The sequence below is a fragment of the Mycobacterium sp. NGS68 genome, from assembly GCF_059812195.1.
The window spans coordinates 25,669-42,030 of record NZ_JCALCE010000005.1; the positions used below are offsets into that span (position 1 = coordinate 25,669).

The 16,362-nt window shown below is 68.5% G+C and carries 15 protein-coding genes and 1 pseudogene; 7 read left to right on the forward strand and 9 right to left on the reverse strand.

All coding sequences use genetic code 11. From position 1 onward, the window contains the following. Positions 1-45 precede the first annotated feature (45 nt). A pseudogene (locus AC5Y5V_RS07875) lies at positions 46-801 on the reverse strand (serine/threonine-protein kinase); the annotation flags it as partial. 18 nt (positions 802-819) lie between these two features. Further along, complete coding sequence (locus tag AC5Y5V_RS07880; protein ID WP_499932522.1) at positions 820-1,719, reverse strand: peptidylprolyl isomerase; 900 nt, start codon at positions 1,717-1,719, stop codon at positions 820-822. A gap of 75 nt (positions 1,720-1,794) precedes the next feature. Between AC5Y5V_RS07880 and AC5Y5V_RS07885 the strand changes: the two genes are divergently transcribed. The 3 genes from AC5Y5V_RS07885 (at position 1,795) to AC5Y5V_RS07895 (ending at position 5,918) form a co-directional block, all read left to right on the forward strand. Beyond that, positions 1,795-2,463 carry an MBL fold metallo-hydrolase gene (locus tag AC5Y5V_RS07885; protein WP_499932940.1) on the forward strand — a complete coding sequence of 223 codons (669 nt, stop codon included), beginning with the start codon at positions 1,795-1,797 and terminating at the stop codon, positions 2,461-2,463. A 3-nt stretch (positions 2,464-2,466) separates the two neighbouring features. Beyond that, positions 2,467-3,738: a histidine--tRNA ligase gene (gene hisS, locus AC5Y5V_RS07890; RefSeq protein WP_499932524.1), complete on the forward strand. Its 1,272-nt coding sequence runs from the start codon at positions 2,467-2,469 to the stop codon at positions 3,736-3,738. 134 nt (positions 3,739-3,872) lie between these two features. Continuing rightward, positions 3,873-5,918, forward strand: coding sequence for a PE family protein (locus tag AC5Y5V_RS07895; RefSeq protein WP_499932527.1), 2,046 nt, complete (start codon positions 3,873-3,875; stop codon positions 5,916-5,918). 27 nt (positions 5,919-5,945) lie between these two features. On the opposite strand, the gene AC5Y5V_RS07900 is transcribed toward AC5Y5V_RS07895, so the two are convergent. Then, complete coding sequence (locus AC5Y5V_RS07900; RefSeq protein WP_499932529.1) at positions 5,946-7,178, reverse strand: PA14 domain-containing protein; 1,233 nt, start codon at positions 7,176-7,178, stop codon at positions 5,946-5,948. A gap of 265 nt (positions 7,179-7,443) precedes the next feature. Here AC5Y5V_RS07900 and AC5Y5V_RS07905 point away from each other — a divergent pair, with 265 nt between their 5' ends. Continuing rightward, positions 7,444-8,475: an Rv2578c family radical SAM protein gene (locus AC5Y5V_RS07905; protein WP_499932531.1), complete on the forward strand. Its 1,032-nt coding sequence runs from the start codon at positions 7,444-7,446 to the stop codon at positions 8,473-8,475. Between the two features lies 1 nt (position 8,476). Here the strand turns inward: AC5Y5V_RS07905 and AC5Y5V_RS07910 are convergent, their stop codons facing one another. Continuing rightward, positions 8,477-10,021 (reverse strand): purple acid phosphatase family protein, encoded by a 1,545-nt coding sequence (locus tag AC5Y5V_RS07910; RefSeq protein ID WP_499932533.1) that lies wholly within the window; start codon positions 10,019-10,021, stop codon positions 8,477-8,479. Positions 10,022-10,121: 100 nt separating this feature from the next. Between AC5Y5V_RS07910 and AC5Y5V_RS07915 the strand changes: the two genes are divergently transcribed. Then, positions 10,122-10,574, forward strand: coding sequence for an Rv2576c family protein (locus AC5Y5V_RS07915; protein WP_499932535.1), 453 nt, complete (start codon positions 10,122-10,124; stop codon positions 10,572-10,574). Between the two features lie 39 nt (positions 10,575-10,613). Here AC5Y5V_RS07915 and cax read toward each other — a convergent pair whose 3' ends face one another. After that, complete coding sequence (cax, locus tag AC5Y5V_RS07920; RefSeq protein ID WP_499932538.1) at positions 10,614-11,705, reverse strand: calcium/proton exchanger; 1,092 nt, start codon at positions 11,703-11,705, stop codon at positions 10,614-10,616. Positions 11,706-11,753: 48 nt separating this feature from the next. Beyond that, positions 11,754-12,263, reverse strand: a complete 510-nt coding sequence (locus AC5Y5V_RS07925) for a helix-turn-helix domain-containing protein (RefSeq protein ID WP_499932543.1) — start codon at positions 12,261-12,263, stop codon at positions 11,754-11,756. A 56-nt stretch (positions 12,264-12,319) separates the two neighbouring features. On the opposite strand from AC5Y5V_RS07925, the gene AC5Y5V_RS07930 reads away from it, so the two are divergent. Next, positions 12,320-13,105, forward strand: coding sequence for an aldolase (locus AC5Y5V_RS07930; RefSeq protein WP_499932546.1), 786 nt, complete (start codon positions 12,320-12,322; stop codon positions 13,103-13,105). 13 nt (positions 13,106-13,118) lie between these two features. After that, positions 13,119-13,988: a dihydrodipicolinate synthase family protein gene (locus tag AC5Y5V_RS07935; protein ID WP_499932548.1), complete on the forward strand. Its 870-nt coding sequence runs from the start codon at positions 13,119-13,121 to the stop codon at positions 13,986-13,988. 7 nt (positions 13,989-13,995) lie between these two features. Here the strand turns inward: AC5Y5V_RS07935 and ypfJ are convergent, their stop codons facing one another. From ypfJ to AC5Y5V_RS07950, 3 genes are read right to left on the reverse strand one after another with little or no spacing between them, the layout of a single operon-like run. After that, complete coding sequence (ypfJ, locus tag AC5Y5V_RS07940) at positions 13,996-14,892, reverse strand: KPN_02809 family neutral zinc metallopeptidase (RefSeq protein ID WP_499932552.1); 897 nt, start codon at positions 14,890-14,892, stop codon at positions 13,996-13,998. A gap of 33 nt (positions 14,893-14,925) precedes the next feature. After that, the gene (locus AC5Y5V_RS07945) at positions 14,926-15,429 is read right to left on the reverse strand and encodes an SRPBCC family protein (protein WP_499932557.1); all 504 of its coding nucleotides are present in this window, start codon (positions 15,427-15,429) and stop codon (positions 14,926-14,928) included. A gap of 9 nt (positions 15,430-15,438) precedes the next feature. Beyond that, positions 15,439-16,326: an oxidoreductase gene (locus AC5Y5V_RS07950; RefSeq protein ID WP_499932943.1), complete on the reverse strand. Its 888-nt coding sequence runs from the start codon at positions 16,324-16,326 to the stop codon at positions 15,439-15,441. Positions 16,327-16,362 lie beyond the last annotated feature (36 nt).

The following is a 16,362-nucleotide window of genomic DNA, read 5'->3' on the forward strand; positions in this document are numbered from 1 at the left end:
GCGCGCGGCGTCGGCCAACTCGGATGCCGTCTGGTAGCGCTGAACAGGGTCCTTGGCCATGCCCCTGGCGATCACGGCGTCAAAGGCCGGCGGGATGCCGGGCGCCATGGCCGACGGCCGCGGGGGCGGGACGGTCAGATGGCCGGCGACTTGTTGTTCGAGGCTGTCGCCGGGGTAGGGCTTGGCGCCGGTCAGGCACTCGTGCAGCACGCAGGTCAGCGCGTAGACGTCGCCACGCGGATCGATTGTGCCGCTGAACCTCTCGGGTGCCATGTAGGCGAAGGTGCCTATCGTCTGGCCCGTTTTCGTGACGGCGGTGTCGGTGGTTGCGCGGGCGATCCCGAAGTCGATGAGGTAGGCGAAGTCGCGTCCGGTGATGAGGATGTTCGAGGGCTTGACGTCGCGGTGCACCAACGACGCCCGGTGCGCGCTGTCCAGGGCGCTGGCGACCTGCTCGATGATCGCAACGGCGCGCCCGGGGGTGAAACGACCCTCGGCGACCAGCAGTGTTTGCAGGTCGGAGCCCTCGATCAGCCGCATGTCCACGTAAAGCTGGCCGTCGATCTCGCCGTAGCTGTGAATCGGCACCACGTGGGGGTCGTTTAGGCCGGCCGCGGTCCGTGCCTCGCGGCGGAAGCGTTGCTCGAACGCCCGGTCCCCGGCCAGGTCAGCGGGTAGCAGCTTGATGGCGACGATGCGCTCGGTGGCCGTGTCGTGCGCGCGGTACACCTCGCCCATGCCGCCGCGACCCAGCAAGTCGAGAAGCTCGTAGCGCCCGAACGACCTTGCCTCCACGGGCACCCCCCTCGTTGCGCAAACTTAGTCGAGCAGCACCGACTTGATCGTCGTTTCGGCGGCGGGTGTCGACTCTGTGTTGGGAACGACGCCGGCCTGCGCGATCTTGTCCAGGGTGGCGAGCCCGTCGTCCTGGATCTTTCCGAAGACGGTGTAGTCGGGGGGCAGCGCCGAGTCGCGGAAGACCATGAAGAACTGGCTGCCGTTACTATTCGGCAGGCTGGAGTGGGCCATGGCTAGGGTGCCGCGAGGATAGATCACCGACTGCTTCAGCTTGGGGTCATTGGGCGGGAACTGGTCGGTCGGGTATTCGTTGCCGAACTGGTAGCCCGGGCCGCCGGTGCCCTTGCCCGTAGGGTCGCCACATTGCAGCACCGACAGCGCGGGAGACGCGACCAGCCGGTGGCACTGGGTGTCGTTGAAGAAGCCCTGGCCGACCAGGCTGGCGAAACTGTTGACGGTGCACGGCGATTGCGCGTTGTTCAGCAGCAGGCCGATCTTGCCCTGGTTGGTGACCATGCTGGCGCTCACTGTGGCCGGCTGGGTCGGTATCTTGCCGGTTTTCGGGGGCTTGGCCGGTTTGGCGGCCGGTTCCTGCGATGCCGGGTACTGGCAGTTTGCGCCCAGGTTCGCCGGCGCCTTGAACTCCGGTAGCGGCACGGCGTTGCCGAGATCGACAGGCGGCAGGTTGACCGACGGCGGCGGGCCCGCGGAACTGCTCGTCGTCGGCGTCGCCGTCTTGGTCTTCTTGTCGTCCTTGCTGCTCACGACGACGAAGACGACCGCCGCGATGACGGCCACCACCGCGACCGCGATGCCCGCGATGACGATCTGACGACGGCGCTTGGCCTGCTTGGCGCGGCGCTCCAGCTGCCGTTCGAGTTTGCGCTTGGCGGTGGCACGTCGCTGTTCGTTGGTCGGCACGGCCGCTATCTTTCCATGTCGCTTTCTGGGGTCGCCGACGCAGCCGGATCCGGCGGCCATGGGAAACTGGACATCGTGTTGATCACGGGATTTCCCGCCGGGATGCTGGCGTGCAACTGTTACGTGCTGGCCGAACGGCCGGGAGCGGACTGCATCGTCGTGGACCCGGGGCAGCGCGCCATGGGCCAGCTGCGGCGCATCCTCGACGAGAATCGGCTGACGCCCGCCGCGGTGCTGCTGACCCATGGCCACATCGACCACATGTGGTCCGCGCAGAAGGTGTCCGACACCTTCGGTTGCCCCACCTACATCCATCCCGAGGACCGATTCATGCTGACCGACCCGATCCACGGCTTCGGCCCGCGGGTGGCGCAGCTGTTCACCGGCGCGTTCTTCCGCGAGCCCAAGCAGGTCGTCGAGCTGGATCGCGACGGCGACAAGATCGACCTCGGCGGCGTGTCGGTGAACGTCGACCACACTCCAGGGCACACCCGCGGGTCGGTGTGCTTCCGGGTGCCGGAGGCCGCCAAGACCGGCGCCGACGTGGTGTTCACCGGGGACACGCTGTTCGAGCGCTCGATTGGCCGCACCGATCTGTTCGGCGGCAGCGGCCGCGACCTGTACCGCTCGATCGTCGGAAAGCTATTGGTGCTCGACGACCAGACCGTGGTACTACCCGGGCATGGCAACTCCACCACCGTCGGCGCCGAGCGTCGCCTCAACCCGTTCCCCGAAGGCCTGTAGCCGGTGAGCGAATTCGCCGCGTTTTCTGGCCCCAAGGGAGTCCCGGACTACGTCCCGCCGGAGTCAGCCGAGTTCGTCGCCGTGCGCGACGGCTTGCTTTCGGCGGCCCGCCGGGCGGGCTACAGCCACATCGAGATGCCGATCTTCGAGGACACCGCGCTGTTCACCCGCGGCGTCGGGGAATCCACTGACGTGGTGACCAAGGAGATGTACACCTTCACCGACCGCGGCGGCCGGTCGCTGACCCTGCGGCCGGAGGGGACCGCCGGGGTGGTGCGCGCGGTGATCGAGAACGGCCTGGACCGCGGCGCGCTGCCCGTCAAGCTCTGTTATTCGGGGCCGTTCTTCCGCTACGAGCGCCCGCAGGCCGGCCGGTATCGCCAGCTGCAGCAGGTCGGCGTGGAGGCGATCGGCGTCGACGACCCCGCGCTGGACGCCGAGGCGATTGCCGTCGCCGACGCGGGTTTCCGGGCGCTGGGCCTGGATGGCTACCGGCTGGAAATCACCTCGCTGGGCGACGACACCTGCCGCCCGCAGTATCGGGAACTGTTGCAGGACTTCCTTTTTGCCCTGGATCTCGACGAGGAGACCCGGCGTCGCGCGGAGCTCAACCCGCTGCGCGTGCTCGACGACAAGCGCCCCGAGGTGCGCGCGATGACGGCCGACGCGCCGGTGCTGCTCGACCACCTGTCCGACGGCGCCAAGCAGCACTTCGACACCGTGCTGGCTCATTTGGATGCGCTGGGGGTGTCCTACGTGATCAACCCGCGGATGGTGCGTGGGCTGGACTACTACACCAAGACCACGTTCGAATTCGTGCACGACGGGCTGGGCGCGCAGTCGGGCATCGGTGGTGGCGGCCGATACGACGGCCTCATGCGCCAACTCGGGGGGCAGGACCTGTCCGGCATCGGGTTCGGCCTCGGCGTGGACCGGGTCCTGCTGGCGCTGCGCGCCGAGGGGCGCAGTGTGGGACCGTCGGCGCGGTGTGACGTGTTCGGCGTGCCATTGAGCGACGCGGCAAAGCTGCGGCTGGCTGTGGTGGCCGCGCAGTTGCGGGGTGCCGGCGTGCGCGTCGACCTCTCCTACGGCGACCGCGGGCTCAAAGGCGCGATGCGCGCGGCCGACCGCTCCGGCGCGCGTTTCGCGCTGGTGGCCGGCGATCGGGAGATCGAGGCCGGCGCCGTCGGGGTGAAGGACCTGGCTTCCGGCGAACAGGTTTCGGTTCCCTTGGACTCGGTTGTCGCCGAAGTGCTTTCGCGTCTGGGCCGGTAGCCGTCTGCTGTGGTCACGTTGGCAGTTACCTGACAACTGACTGAAAGACCTGAAGGTCCAGCTGGCCAGTTCTATCATCAGGCCAATACGGGGCCTGCGCCCGCCACCGACGCAAAAGTGTTGGGAGGGAAGCCATGTCGTTTGTCATCGCCGCCCCCGAGTTCGTTGAATCGGCAGCGAAGAATCTGCAGGGAATCGGCTCGACACTCAGCGAGGCCAACAGCGCAGCCGTCGGGGCAACGACGCGTGTGCTGGCCGCAGGGGGCGACGAGGTATCCGCCGCCATCGCGACGTTGTTCTCCGGGCACGGCCAGGCCTATCAGGCGCTCAGCGCGGAGGCTGCGTCGTTTCATCAGCAATTTGTCCAGGCCTTGACCGCGGGCGCAGGCGCCTACGCCCACGCCGAGGCTGCGAATGCCTCGCCGCTGCAGGCTCTGCAGCAGGATGTGCTCGGCATCGTCAATGCGCCGACGGCGGCGGCGCTGGGGCGGCCGTTGATCGGCAACGGCACGCCCGGCACCGCGCAGAACCCCAACGGTGGCGACGGAGGCCTGCTGTACGGCAATGGGGGCAACGGGTTCAGCGCCGAGGGCCAGGCCGCCGGGGGTAACGGTGGCAACGCGGGACTGATCGGCAACGGCGGAATGGGCGGTGGCGGCGGCTTGGCCGCGGCCGGCGGAAACGGTGGGCGCGGCGGTTTGATCTACGGCAATGGCGGGGCCGGCGGCACCGGCGGGGGCGGCACGGGTACGGGCTTCGCTTCGGAGCTCAACGGCGGCGTCGGCGGTAGCGGCGGAGGTGCCGGGCTGTGGGGCAGCGGCGGTGCCGGCGGCGACGGCGGTGCCGGCGCGACGCCCAGGGTCGCAGGCCATGCGGGCGGCATCGGGGGCGATGGCGGCGCCGGCGGCGCGGGGGGCTTCCACGGCAACGGGGGTGCCGGCGGCAACGGCGGTGCGGGAGGTGCGCCCAGCGGCCACGTCGCGGGCGGCCAGGGCGGCACCGGTGGCGTTGGGGGTGCCGCCGGGGTGTGGGGTAATGGCGGCTTTGGCGGCAACGGCGGGATCGGCGGCGGTGCCTCCGGTTTCGGCAGCACGCAGGGAGCCGGCGGGGGCGGCGGCCACGGCGGTGCCGCCGGTTGGGTCGGCGACGGCGGCAACGGCGGAACGGGGGCCGTGGGAGGCATACAGGGCGGCAATGGCGGCGACGCGGGCACAGGTGGGCACGTGTTTGGCAGTGGCGGTCGCGGCGGCAACGGCGGAATCGCCACTGCCGGACCCGGCGGTTCGGGTGGTGCGGGCGGCGACGCTTTAGGGCTGGTGGGTGACGGCGGAACCGGAGGCGCGGGCGGCGTCGGTGCCTTCTTCGCCAGCGGCGCTGGTGGAATCGGCGGGACCGCCGGGGTGGTCGGCAACGGAGGCGACGGTGGGGCCGGCGCCATAGCTAGCGGCCAAACCGGCACCGCGGGAGCGGGCGGCAACGGTGGCGCGGCACGGTTCGTCGGTCACGGCGGCAATGGCGGAGCAGGTGCTCCCGGCCTGTCCGGACCCGGCGGCGCCGGCGGCGAGGGTGGTCGTCTGCTCGGCAGCGGGGGCAACGGCGGCGCCGGTGCCCGCGGCGGGGATGGCGGCTTGTTCGGCAACGGCGGCGACGGCGGCAACGGCGTCCTGGTCGGGGACGGCTCGGCCGGCGGAAACGGCGGCGACGCGCTCGGGTTGTTCGGTCACGGCGGGACGGGTGGAACCGGGGGCACCGACGTGAACACTGGCGCCGGTTTGAACGGCGGAGACGGTGGCACCGGCGGGCGACTCGTCGGAAACGGCGGTGCTGGGGGCGCCGGCGGTTACGGCCTGTTTGCGTCCGGCGGGAACGGTGGGAACGGCGGCAGGGCCTTTGGTGTACTCGGAAATGGTGGCGCGGGCGGGACCGGCGGGCTCAGCTTGGAGGGAAACCCGGGTACCGGCGGTAACGGCGGTGGCGGCGGCACGATCGGCAGCGGCGGTGCCGGCGGCGACGCCGGAGTCAGCGGCATCAACTCTCCCGGTACGGGCGGAAATGGTGGCGACGCACAGCTGGCGGGAAACGGCGGCAACGGCGGCAACGGCAGTTCCGGTGGCCCCGGGGGTATCGGGGGCACGCGCGGACTGCTGTTCGGTACCGGCGGCATGAATGGCGTGGTATAGGCCTCTCGTCCGGCCACGCGGCGCGGCTCAGTGCGGCTGCTGGCAGGTCGCGTCGTCGGCCGCGTCGAGTCGGAAGCCTGTCGACGAGCCCTGCGGCGCGAGAAAGCGCAGGTGCGGTATCAGCGACTTCGGCAGCGGCGTGAACGGCTCGCCATACGTCGACCCGTCCGTCGCGCTCTCCGCGAAGAGTGCGAATGCGCCCGCGGTATCCCCGTCGTAGGCGCCGTAGGTCTGCAGCGCCTTGGCGACCATGCGCTGAAACGGCGACAGGCTGAGCGAATTGAGGTTGAGGTTGGGGTCCAACTGGATCCGGGTGCCCTCGGGAACGCCGGCGGCGAGGGTGCCGTCGGACCTGGTCCCGGGGTAGGTGAAGGTCCAGGTGTTGTCCGGAATGGCGAATCGCAGGGCATGCGTGATCACGCCGGCGCGGACGTCTTCGGGCGTGATCAGTCCGCCGATGTAGGACAGCTCGCCGCCGGCGTGGCCCTGGTCCGATACGTGTCCGCCCGAACCGGTGTCGGAGTGGAAGGTGGCTTCGGAGTGCGCGGACATCGACTCCGGATCGAAGCCCTGGAATTCGTAGTCACACCCGTTGCCGGTGTCGATCACCGCGAGATGAGAGTCCGTGTCCGGGCTCGGCCTGAAGTCGGGCGAATACGGAATGGTGATGTGTGTATTAGTGTTTCGGAGCCGGACTGTCGCGGTCGGTGTGCCCGCGGGAGCCTTGTAAATCGGGACTGACCAGGCGTCGTAATTGAACACGATGCCGCTCACCTTCGGGTCGGCATACAGCAAACCGACCCAAATCAGGCTCTGGGGATCAATCGCCGCGTGCGCCGGAATGGGCTGGTTGTAAAAAGAGTCCGCCGCGAAATAGTTGCCATTGGTACTCGGTTCACCGGTTCCCGCCGGCGACACGGAAAAATCCGCGGCGCCATCCTTGGCGGCATCGACCACGACGACCTGGACGGTATGGACACCCTTGCTCACAGTGTTTGACACCAGATAATCGGTGTAGTCGATTTTCGGCTCGTCTATCACCGGAGTGCCATCGAGCGTCACCTTGACAGTCACGTCGCTGACGTTGGCGTTCCAGTTGTAGGTGCCGGTGCTCGGAAAATCGATCGACCCCTTATAGACCACCGAAAAATGCCCGGCCCGCACCAGGCCCGGGTGGTTGGCGGCCCACGCTGCGCCCGCGGATCTCTCGCAGCGAATGAGCACCGGTATTCCGCTGTGCGTCAGGTTGTTGTAGTACATCGCGAGATAGCGATTGACGGGACATAGCGTCGGCCAGGCATGTGCATTCGGGGCCGACGTGACTGCGAAACCGCACGCAAACAACGGCGCGAATAGCGCGCTCAGCAAACGCCGCATCGCTCCTCCCGACTCTGGAAGCGATTGTCACAATACTAACTTTGGAATCATTAGAAACATTCGTAACATTTCTGTGTTGGTGTATTGACGCGGTCGACACCGCGAGCGCGCACTTGACATTGTATCGAACAAATGTTCGAATAGAGAGATGCGCTGGACTGCCCAAGCCGTCGCCGTCAACGGGACACCCGTCGACGACGGAGCACTACCGGGGCTGCAGCGCATCGGCCTGGTCCGCAGCGTGCGCGTGCCGCAGTTTGACGGCATCACCTTCCACGAGGTGCTGTGCAAGTCGGCGCTGAACAAGGTGCCGAGGTCGAGTGCCTTACCTTTCCAATACACGGTCAACGGGTACCGGGGCTGCTCGCACGGCTGCCGTTATTGCTTCGCGCGCCCTACGCACGAATACCTGGACTTCAACTGCGGCGACGACTTCGACACCCAGGTGGTGGTGAAGACCAACGTCGCCGAGGTGCTGCGCCGGGAACTTCGTCGTCCGTCGTGGCGTCGCGAGACCGTCGCGCTGGGCACCAACACCGATCCCTACCAGCGTGCCGAGGGCCGCTACGCGCTGATGCCCGGGATCATTGGCGCGCTCGCCGGATCCGGCACGCCGCTGTCGATCCTCACCAAGGGCACCCTGCTGCGGCGCGACCTGTCGCTGATCGCGGACGCCGCAGGACAGGTGCCCGTGTCGGTGTCGGTGTCACTGGCGGTAGGCGACGCGGCGCTGCACCGCGACGTCGAACCGGGCACCCCGACGCCGCAGGCGCGGCTGCGCCTGATCGCCGCGATCCGCGACGCCGGCCTGGGCTGCCACGTGATGGTCGCCCCGGTGCTGCCGCATCTCACGGACTCCGTAGAGCACCTTGACTGGCTGCTCGGTCAGATCGCTGCCGCCGGCGGTACCGGCGTCACGGTCTTCGGCCTGCATCTGCGTGGCTCGACACGCGGCTGGTTCATGTCGTGGCTGGCCCGCGCCCATCCGGAGCTCGTGCCCGCGTACCGCGAGCTGTACCGGCGCGGCGCCTACCTGCCGCCGAGCTACCGCGAGCAACTGCGCGCCCGGGCAGCGCCGCTGATCGCGAAGTACCGGCTGGGCGGCGACAACCGCCCGCCGTCGCGTCCCGTCGAGCAAGAGGAGGTGGTTCCGGAGCTCGTTCAGCAGACGCTGTTCTGATCTACCCGCCGCGAGGTTTGGTGAGCGTGAACTCGTCCACTACGGTCACCGCACCGAACAGCCCGCTGAGCGCGTAGTGCGTCGCCTTGATCGTGGTGTTGCCGCCGGGCGGGCCCGGGTCGACGTCGAAAGCCGCGAAACCGTAAGGGTTGTCGGGGTCGCGGACCGCAGACCAGGGCGCGTCCTCGATGACGTAGATCGGCGCCTTGGCCTTGATCGCCGGGTCGTACTCGCCGACGCCGGTCAACACGCGGCAGCGCGGTTGCGGGAACAGCAACCTGTTCGACGGCAGCGACGTGCCGCCCCCGCCGATCACCATGTGCACGGTTCCACGGGTGGTGTCGATGACGTCGGTGCGGGTCGCGACGGGTATCGGGGTGCGGGTGTCGCTGCCCAGCGTCCCGCGCAGCGGATGCGACCGTTCGTAATGGTGTTCGTGGCCGCAGACCACCAGGTCGACCTTGTACTGGTCGAACAAGGGCAGCCACTGCTCGCGGATCCCCAGATCGGCGCCGTTGAAGCGGTCGGCGGTGGAGATCGCCGTCTGGTGCATGCACACCACGAGCCAGTCGATGTCCGGATCGCGCCGCGCGGCCGCGAGTTCGGTTTCCAGCCAGCGCTTCTGCTCGCCGCCCGAGTAGCCATGCACGTAGGAGTTGCCGCCGTCCTGGTAGGCCACGTCGTCGTTGTTGAGGCTGATCACCCGCACGGATCCGGCGGTGAACGAGTACCACAGCCCCCGCAGCTGTGGGCTGGATCCCGCGTCCGGCACCGAGAAATAGGTCTGATACGCGCCGAAACCGATTGGGCCGTTGCCCAATTCGTTCTCGTGGTTGCCGGCGGCGGGCATCCACGGGCGGTAGCGGGCCGAGCGGCTGTTCCACTCAAACCAGTCCGACCAGGTGCGGATTCGGTCCAGCGCCATGTTGGCGTAGCACAGGTCGCCGTTGACCAGGTTGAACAGCGGGCCCAGCCGCTCGACTGCCATCGTGGTGTCCCCGGCCGCGGGGGTGCCGACGTTGTCGCTGACGTATTTGTCGCCGGCCAACCTGCCCAGCGTCGGTGTGCCCTGATCGCCGAAGCTGGTGAAACGCAGGGGCTTTCGTCCCAACGGCGCGGTTCGCACCGTCCCGGACTCGGGGTTTGCACCGTCGTGCACCGCGGCATAGACGTAGTCGGTGTCCGGCGTGAGATCGGTCAGCCGGGCGTGGTTGACGCGCACCTCGACGTTGGACCGCGCGTCCCGGTACGTGCGCGTCTCGGCCGCGACCGTGCGCCCGAAGCCCGACGTCGGTGTGCCCAGCATGACCCGTGGGTTCGCGACGGCCTCGGTGGTGTGCCAGGACACCACCACCTCGGTGGCGGCGTTCTTGCCGAACTGCAGATGCAGGCCGGCCACCGGGGGCGCGCCGATGCGCTCCGGCCGGTACCAGACGGCCGGGCCGCGCCGGTGCGATTCCCGCGACCACACGACGGCGGCCCCACCTGCGATTCCGGCGCCGGCGAGCGCCGCGGTGCCTGTCGTCAGGACGCGGCGGCGACTCATGGCACGATCGTCGCTCACCCATGCTTCATACCCGAGCAGGCTGGCCGAAGGCCATCCGAGCGGCCGCAACCGCGGTAACGAATCCGGTAGCGTTTTCGACATGACCAACGTGCAGAAACTGATGAGCGGGGTTGCGGCGGCAACATTCGCCGCGGCCCTGGCAGTCGCCTGGGTGGCGATCACGCCCGCGGCAGCGCACGCGGATCCGGCGGGCCATCAGGTGGTTTACACCATCACCAGCACCGGCAATCTGACCGGTAACGTCCGGTACATCACCAGCGATCCGCCCAGCCAGGCGGCCTTCAACGCCAACTCGTCGCAGTTCTTGACCACGGCGCCGACGCCGTTCGCCGCCGGTCAGCCGCTGACGTACACCGCGACGCTGACCAACCCAAGCCAGTGGGCTTACGTCAATGCCAGCGGCGGATGCCACTGGCCGGACTGCGGTTCCGGGGCCACCCCCGAACTGCACTGCGAGATCTCGGTAGACGGCCAGGTGGTCACGCAAAACACCGCACCCACCTCGGTGACGTGTTCAACCCGCCCCTGGTAAAGCCTGGTAAAGGCCGGTAAGGCCCTGGCGTCCGGGGGATCAGCCCCACCAAAACGACGCTGCGATGATCCCGTAGAGCACGATGAGCGTGGCGCCTTCCAGCCACGTCGATTCGCCGTCGAACGAGATGAATGCGGCGAGTACGACGGCGACCAGCAGGGTCACCACCAGCATCGGGCTGAAGACCAGCGTGAGCGTGGTCAGGCCGGCGGCTTGCGAGATGAGTACCAAGAGCGGCGCCAGCACGAGCGAGATCTGCAGCGGGGAGTTGAGCACCACCGAGAAGGCGTACGCCGACTGTCCGGCAGCGGCAAGCTGGATGCCAACGAAATTCTCCACGGCGTTGCCGGCGATCGCGACCACGACCAGGCCCGCGAATGTCGGAGAGATGTGCAGCGCGTGCATGGCTGGCTGCAGCCCATCGACGAACCACTCCGAGACGAAGGCCGCGAGCACGCCGGCGACGGCCAGCAGCCCAACCGCGAGCCAGACCGGCCAGCGCGGCGGTGCGTGCGATGGCTCCGGTTCGGTGGGTTGGGCTTCGGCTGGCTCGCGGCGCAACGAGGCCGGCAGCGACAGGGCGAACAACCCGAGCAGCAGCACCGAAACGACGATCGAGAGGGCGTCTTCGTGTTTGGAGGCCGGGGTGTGGATCCAGTAAGCGACCGACGGGATCGCCATCGCCGTGACCGACAGCAGCATCAGCACTGTGATGGTGCGTACACGTTCCGAGCCGAGGCGCTGGGTGCCGTGGCGCAGTCCGCCGACCACGAACGCCAGCCCGAGCACGAGCAGAACGTTGGCCAGGATGGACCCGACCAGCGCGGCGCGGACCACGTCGACCATGCCGAGCCGGAGACTGAACACGCAGATGAAAAGCTCAGGGAGGTTGCCGAGCGCCGACTGGAGCACACCGGTTGCCCCGGCGCCGAAGCGGTCACCGAGCTGCTCTACGCAGCGGCCGACGAGTGCGGCGAGAACGGCGACCGCCGCGGCTGCGAGGACGAACGTGAGTACCGAGTTCCAGCCGCCGAAATGGGCAAGCCCCGAACACAGTGCCAAGGCCGCCGATAGGGCCAGCAAGATCGAATCGGACCGGACCAGGACGGGCGTCGCGCTGTCGACCGGCATCGGTCCACGATAACGGCGGAAACAGCTAAGCGCGCGCCCGCGCTGCGGTCAGCGGCAGGCCACCACTACCACTTCGGCGCGCCGGTTTCCGACCCGGCGAATCTTGTGGGGGAGTGACGCGTCGAAGTAGGCGCTGTCACCTGCGGCGAGCGTGACCGTCTGATCGCCGTATGCAAGCTCGACGGTGCCCGCATGCACGAACACGAACTCTTGACCGGCGTGCTCGGCGGGCGGGTCGGTGGACGGGCGGGCCGAAGGCCGAACGACGAACGGCGACATGGACTTTCCGAGCAGCGCGGACGCGAGCGCCTGGTATCGGCCCGGTGCGGAATCCGTGGCGCGGTCGACGGCGATCTTCTCGTCGGCCGCGTCGTCGGAAAACAGCCGCCCGACATCGACGTCCAGCACCCGCGCGACCTTCAGCGCCACGGCGATCGACGGTGTGCTCTGCCCGCGCTCGATCTTGGACAGGTAGCTCTTGGTCAGCCCGGTCTGCCCGGCGAGCGCCTCCAGCGTCAGTCCGCGCTGTTTGCGGACGGCGCGCAGCAGTGCTGTCACGAAGCCCTCCCGAACGACCGATGACACAAAGTGTCCTAACTGCTACATTGTGTCACATGGCCAGCACATTCGCCGACCCCAAGTCCGAACTGATGCGTAGGTCCCAGGAACGGCTGGAAGCCGAACAGGTCGAGTCGCCGTTGACCACTCGGCAGAAGGTGGCGCTGACGTGCCGGGCGCTGTTCGACGGCGGGCACGACTCCGGGCTGGCGGGGCAGATCACCGCCCGCGCCGAGGCCGACGGCACCTACTACACCCAGCGGCTGGGCCTCGGTTTCGACGAGATCACCGACGCCAACCTGCTGCTGGTCGACGAGGACCTCAATGTTCTCGACGGGACCGGAACGCCCAACCCCGCCAACCGGTTTCATAGTTGGATCTACCGGGCCCGGCCCGACGTGCAGTGCATCGTGCACACCCATCCCTTCCACGTCGCGGCGCTGTCGATGCTGGAAGTTCCGCTGGTGGTCTCACACATGGACACCACGCCGCTCTACGACGACTGCGCGTTCCTCGCGAAATGGCCGGGCGTGCCCGTCGGCAACGAGGAGGGGGAGATCATCAGCGCGGCGCTCGGCGACAAGAAGGCGGCGCTGCTGGCGCATCACGGCCAGGTGGTGGCCGGCGCCAGCGTGGAGGAGGCCTGCTCGCTGGCGATCTTGATCGAGCGCGCCGCGAAACTGCAGCTCGCGGCCATGGCCGCCGGCACCATCAAGGAATTGCCGGTGGAGCTGGCCCGAGAAGCGCACGACTGGACGCTGACCCCGGCGCGCAGCCGGGCCAACTTCGCCTACTACGCCCGCCGGGCCCAGGTCCGCCACCCCGACGCCCTCACCAGCTGACAAGGAGCGCACCATGTTTCGCGGCATACTGGCCTACCCGGTGACCCCGTTCACCAGTGACGACTCCATCGACACCAAGCGGCTGGCCGAGCTCGTCGAGCGGCTCGTCGACTCGGGAGTCCACGCCATCGCCCCGCTCGGCAGCACCGGGGAACTGGCCTACCTTGAAGAGCCCGAGTTCGACGCGGTCGTCGACACCACCATCGCCACGGTGGACGGGCGGCTGCCGGTCCTGGTCGGGGTGTCGGACGTGACCACCGCCAAGACGGTGCGCCGGGCGCGGTATGCCGAGCAGGCCGGCGCCGACGCGGTGATGGTGCTGCCCGTGTCGTACTGGAAGCTCAGCGAGCGCGAGATCGCCCAGCATTACCGCAGCGTCGGCGACGCGATCGGCATCCCCATCGTGGCCTACAACAACCCGGCCACCAGCGGCGTCGACATGCACCCGGAGCTGCTGGTCGAGATGTTCGACAGCATCGACAACGTCGCCATGGTCAAGGAATCCACCGGCGACCTGTCCCGGATGCGCCGCATCGCCGAACTCTCCGGCGGCAGGCTGCCGTTCTACAACGGCAGCAACCCGCTGGTGCTCGACGCGCTGCGCGCCGGCGCCTCGGGCTGGTGCACGGCCGCACCAAACCTGCGGCCCCAGCCCTGTCTCGACCTGTACGACGCGGTCCGGGCGGGCGAGCAGGACAAGGCGCAGCTCATCTATGACGACCTGAAGCCGCTGCTGGAGTTCATCGTCGCGGGCGGGCTGGCGACCACGGTCAAGGCCGGCCTGGATCTGCTCGGCTTCCCGGTCGGTGATCCGCGGCCGCCGTTGCTGCCGCTCGATGCGCAGGGACGCGGCGAATTGCAGGACTTGCTAACGCCTCACTAGCCCCGGCTCAACCGAGGTTGTCCGTGGCGAAGGTGTCGCACTGCTTGGGGTCACCGGTCTGATAGCCGACGGTGAACCAGTGCTGCCGCTGCTCCGACGAGCCGTGGCTCCAGGACTCCGGGTTGACTCGTCCGGTCGATCTCTGCTGGATCCGGTCGTCACCCACCGCCGCCGCAGCCGATAGGGCCTGCTCGATGTCCTTGTCAGTCAACGGATTCAGGTAAGTGACGCCGGTGCCCTCCTGCTTGACCGTCGACGCGTAGTGCGCCCAGATGCCGGCGTAGCAGTCGGCCTGCAACTCCGTGCGCACGCCATTGCCGCCGGCTCCTTGCGCGCCCTGCTGCGCGCGGCCGAGCACGCCGAGCAGGTTCTGCACGTGGTGGCCGTATTCGTGCGCCACAACGTACTCCTGCGCGAACGGCCCACCGCTGGAACCGAATCGGTCGACCAGGACCTGGAAGAAGTCGGTGTCGAAGTACGCCGTCTTGTCACCGGGGCAGTAGAAGGGCCCGACCTCGCTGGTGGCCATGCCGCATGCGGTTTGCACTTGACCACTGAACAGCCGCACATGCGGGCGGGTGTAGTTGCGACCAAGCCTGGGCATCTGCTGTTTCCACACCGCGTCCACCGAGTTCCCGGTGGCCACCACGCGGCACTGCACGTATTTGTTGGCGTCGGCGCCGGTCTTGCACTGGTTCAGGTCGAACCCGGGCGCGGACACGTCGCTGCCGTTCATCCCCTGCTGGGGCAGCACGTTGCCGGGATCGACGCCCAGGAACATCGCCAACAGCACGATCACCAGCCCGCCGAGGCCGCCGCCGATGGCGAGCATCCCACCGCCACCGCCCCCGCCGGAGGACGACGCCGTGCTGGTGTCGATCTGCATACCCTCGTTGAAGGTCATCGCGGCTCCCCGGAGTGTCGTGGTCGAATCAGCCTAACGCGGTTGGGCAGTGCTGAACCGTGCGTCGCTATAGCGGCGCAGATTCGTCAGGAACCGGCGCAGGCTCAGGTTCAGCAGCGGCGCGGTCACGAACATCGCAAGTCGGGCCGCTCCGGCGGGTTGCAGGGCCATGGTCCAGGTCAGCCGGCAGCCGCCAGGGGTGGCCTGCACCCGGTAGTCCTCGGCGAACGCCGCGACCATCCGGGTGGAGCATTCGTTGAACCGAAATGCCATGTGGGTGAAGGGCTCCCAGGCGATGAATTCCTCGTCGCCGACGATTCCGCCGCGCATCTCGACGGTGCGGGTGGTGCCGACAGCGCGTGGCTCGGCGCTGGTCCACGTCACCTTGGTGATCACGCTGGCCCAGCGGGGCCAGGATTCCGCGTCGGCCAGCACCTCGAACAGCTGCTCGGGAGTGATGGCCAACTCGACACTGTTGCGGAGACGGTAGGGCGCGCTCTCGATGAAATTCAGGTCGACGCGCTCGCAGGCGAACATGCTCACAACCTAGCCGGGGCCGTCGCTGGCAGCCGCCAGCAGTGGCACGAGGATGTCGCTGATCGGCGTGGGCAGGCCGTGGGTGCGCGCCTTGCGGATGATCACCCCGTTGCGGATGTCCCATTCCAACCGGCGATGGTTCTCCCGGTCGGCCAGCATCGAGGTGCCCATGTCTTCGGGCGCCTGACCGAACATGCCGACCAGTTCGTCGACGACGCCGTCGGGCAGTCGGGCGCCCTCGGCCCGCGCCACGGTCAGGCATTCGGCGACGTAGCGGCGCGAGAGCGCGGCCACGTCGTCGCGGCGGAACATGCCCGAGCGCCGCCCGGACAGCACCATGAAGCCGGCGAGCGCATTGACCAGCAGCTTGCGCCACGCCGCAGTCAGGAAGTCGGGGTCGCAGTCGGCGTGGCAGCCGGCTCCGCGGAACAACTCGGCGAGCTCGTCGGCCATCGGCCCGCTGGGCAGCACCAGCCGGGCCTCGCCGCGCAGCCGCACCCACCCCTCGGGCTGCGTCTCGGCCGAATACCAGACGATCCCGGGCACCACCGGCGACGACGGGCAGTGCGGCGCGACCTGCTCCACCTGCTCGACGCCGTTCTGCAGCACGGCGACGATCGTGTGCTCGTCGCACAAGGGGCGCAGCCAGCCGGCGGCGTCGTCGATCTGGGTGGCCTTGACGGCCAGCACCACCACGTCGACCGAGCCGCTCACCTCGGCGGGATCGGTAAGCACCGGGCCGGGCACCACGATGTGCTCGCCGCCGTCGGGCCGTAGTTCGATGCTTTCGCGCGGGGTGTGGCCGCAGACCAGCACGGAATGCCCCGCCCGGTGCAGTAGCGCGGCGACCGTCGTGCCGACGGCGCCCGGGCCGACGAGTGCGATGTTGGTTGCGATGACACTGAAATTACCCCCGGCGACCGATGTTTAGAC

Coding starts and splice junctions, on each gene's coding strand:
- AC5Y5V_RS07895 (WP_499932527.1), top strand. CDS start 3,873: ATGTCGTTTGTCATCGCCGCCCCCGAGTTCGTTGAATCGGCAGCGAAG.
- AC5Y5V_RS07900 (WP_499932529.1), bottom strand. CDS start 7,178: ATGTACTACAACAACCTGACGCACAGCGGAATACCGGTGCTCATTCGC.
- AC5Y5V_RS07905 (WP_499932531.1), top strand. CDS start 7,444: ATGCGCTGGACTGCCCAAGCCGTCGCCGTCAACGGGACACCCGTCGAC.
- AC5Y5V_RS07910 (WP_499932533.1), bottom strand. CDS start 10,021: ATGAGTCGCCGCCGCGTCCTGACGACAGGCACCGCGGCGCTCGCCGGC.
- AC5Y5V_RS07915 (WP_499932535.1), top strand. CDS start 10,122: ATGACCAACGTGCAGAAACTGATGAGCGGGGTTGCGGCGGCAACATTC.
- cax (WP_499932538.1), bottom strand. CDS start 11,705: ATGCCGGTCGACAGCGCGACGCCCGTCCTGGTCCGGTCCGATTCGATC.
- AC5Y5V_RS07930 (WP_499932546.1), top strand. CDS start 12,320: ATGGCCAGCACATTCGCCGACCCCAAGTCCGAACTGATGCGTAGGTCC.
- AC5Y5V_RS07935 (WP_499932548.1), top strand. CDS start 13,119: ATGTTTCGCGGCATACTGGCCTACCCGGTGACCCCGTTCACCAGTGAC.
- ypfJ (WP_499932552.1), bottom strand. CDS start 14,892: ATGACCTTCAACGAGGGTATGCAGATCGACACCAGCACGGCGTCGTCC.
- AC5Y5V_RS07945 (WP_499932557.1), bottom strand. CDS start 15,429: ATGTTCGCCTGCGAGCGCGTCGACCTGAATTTCATCGAGAGCGCGCCC.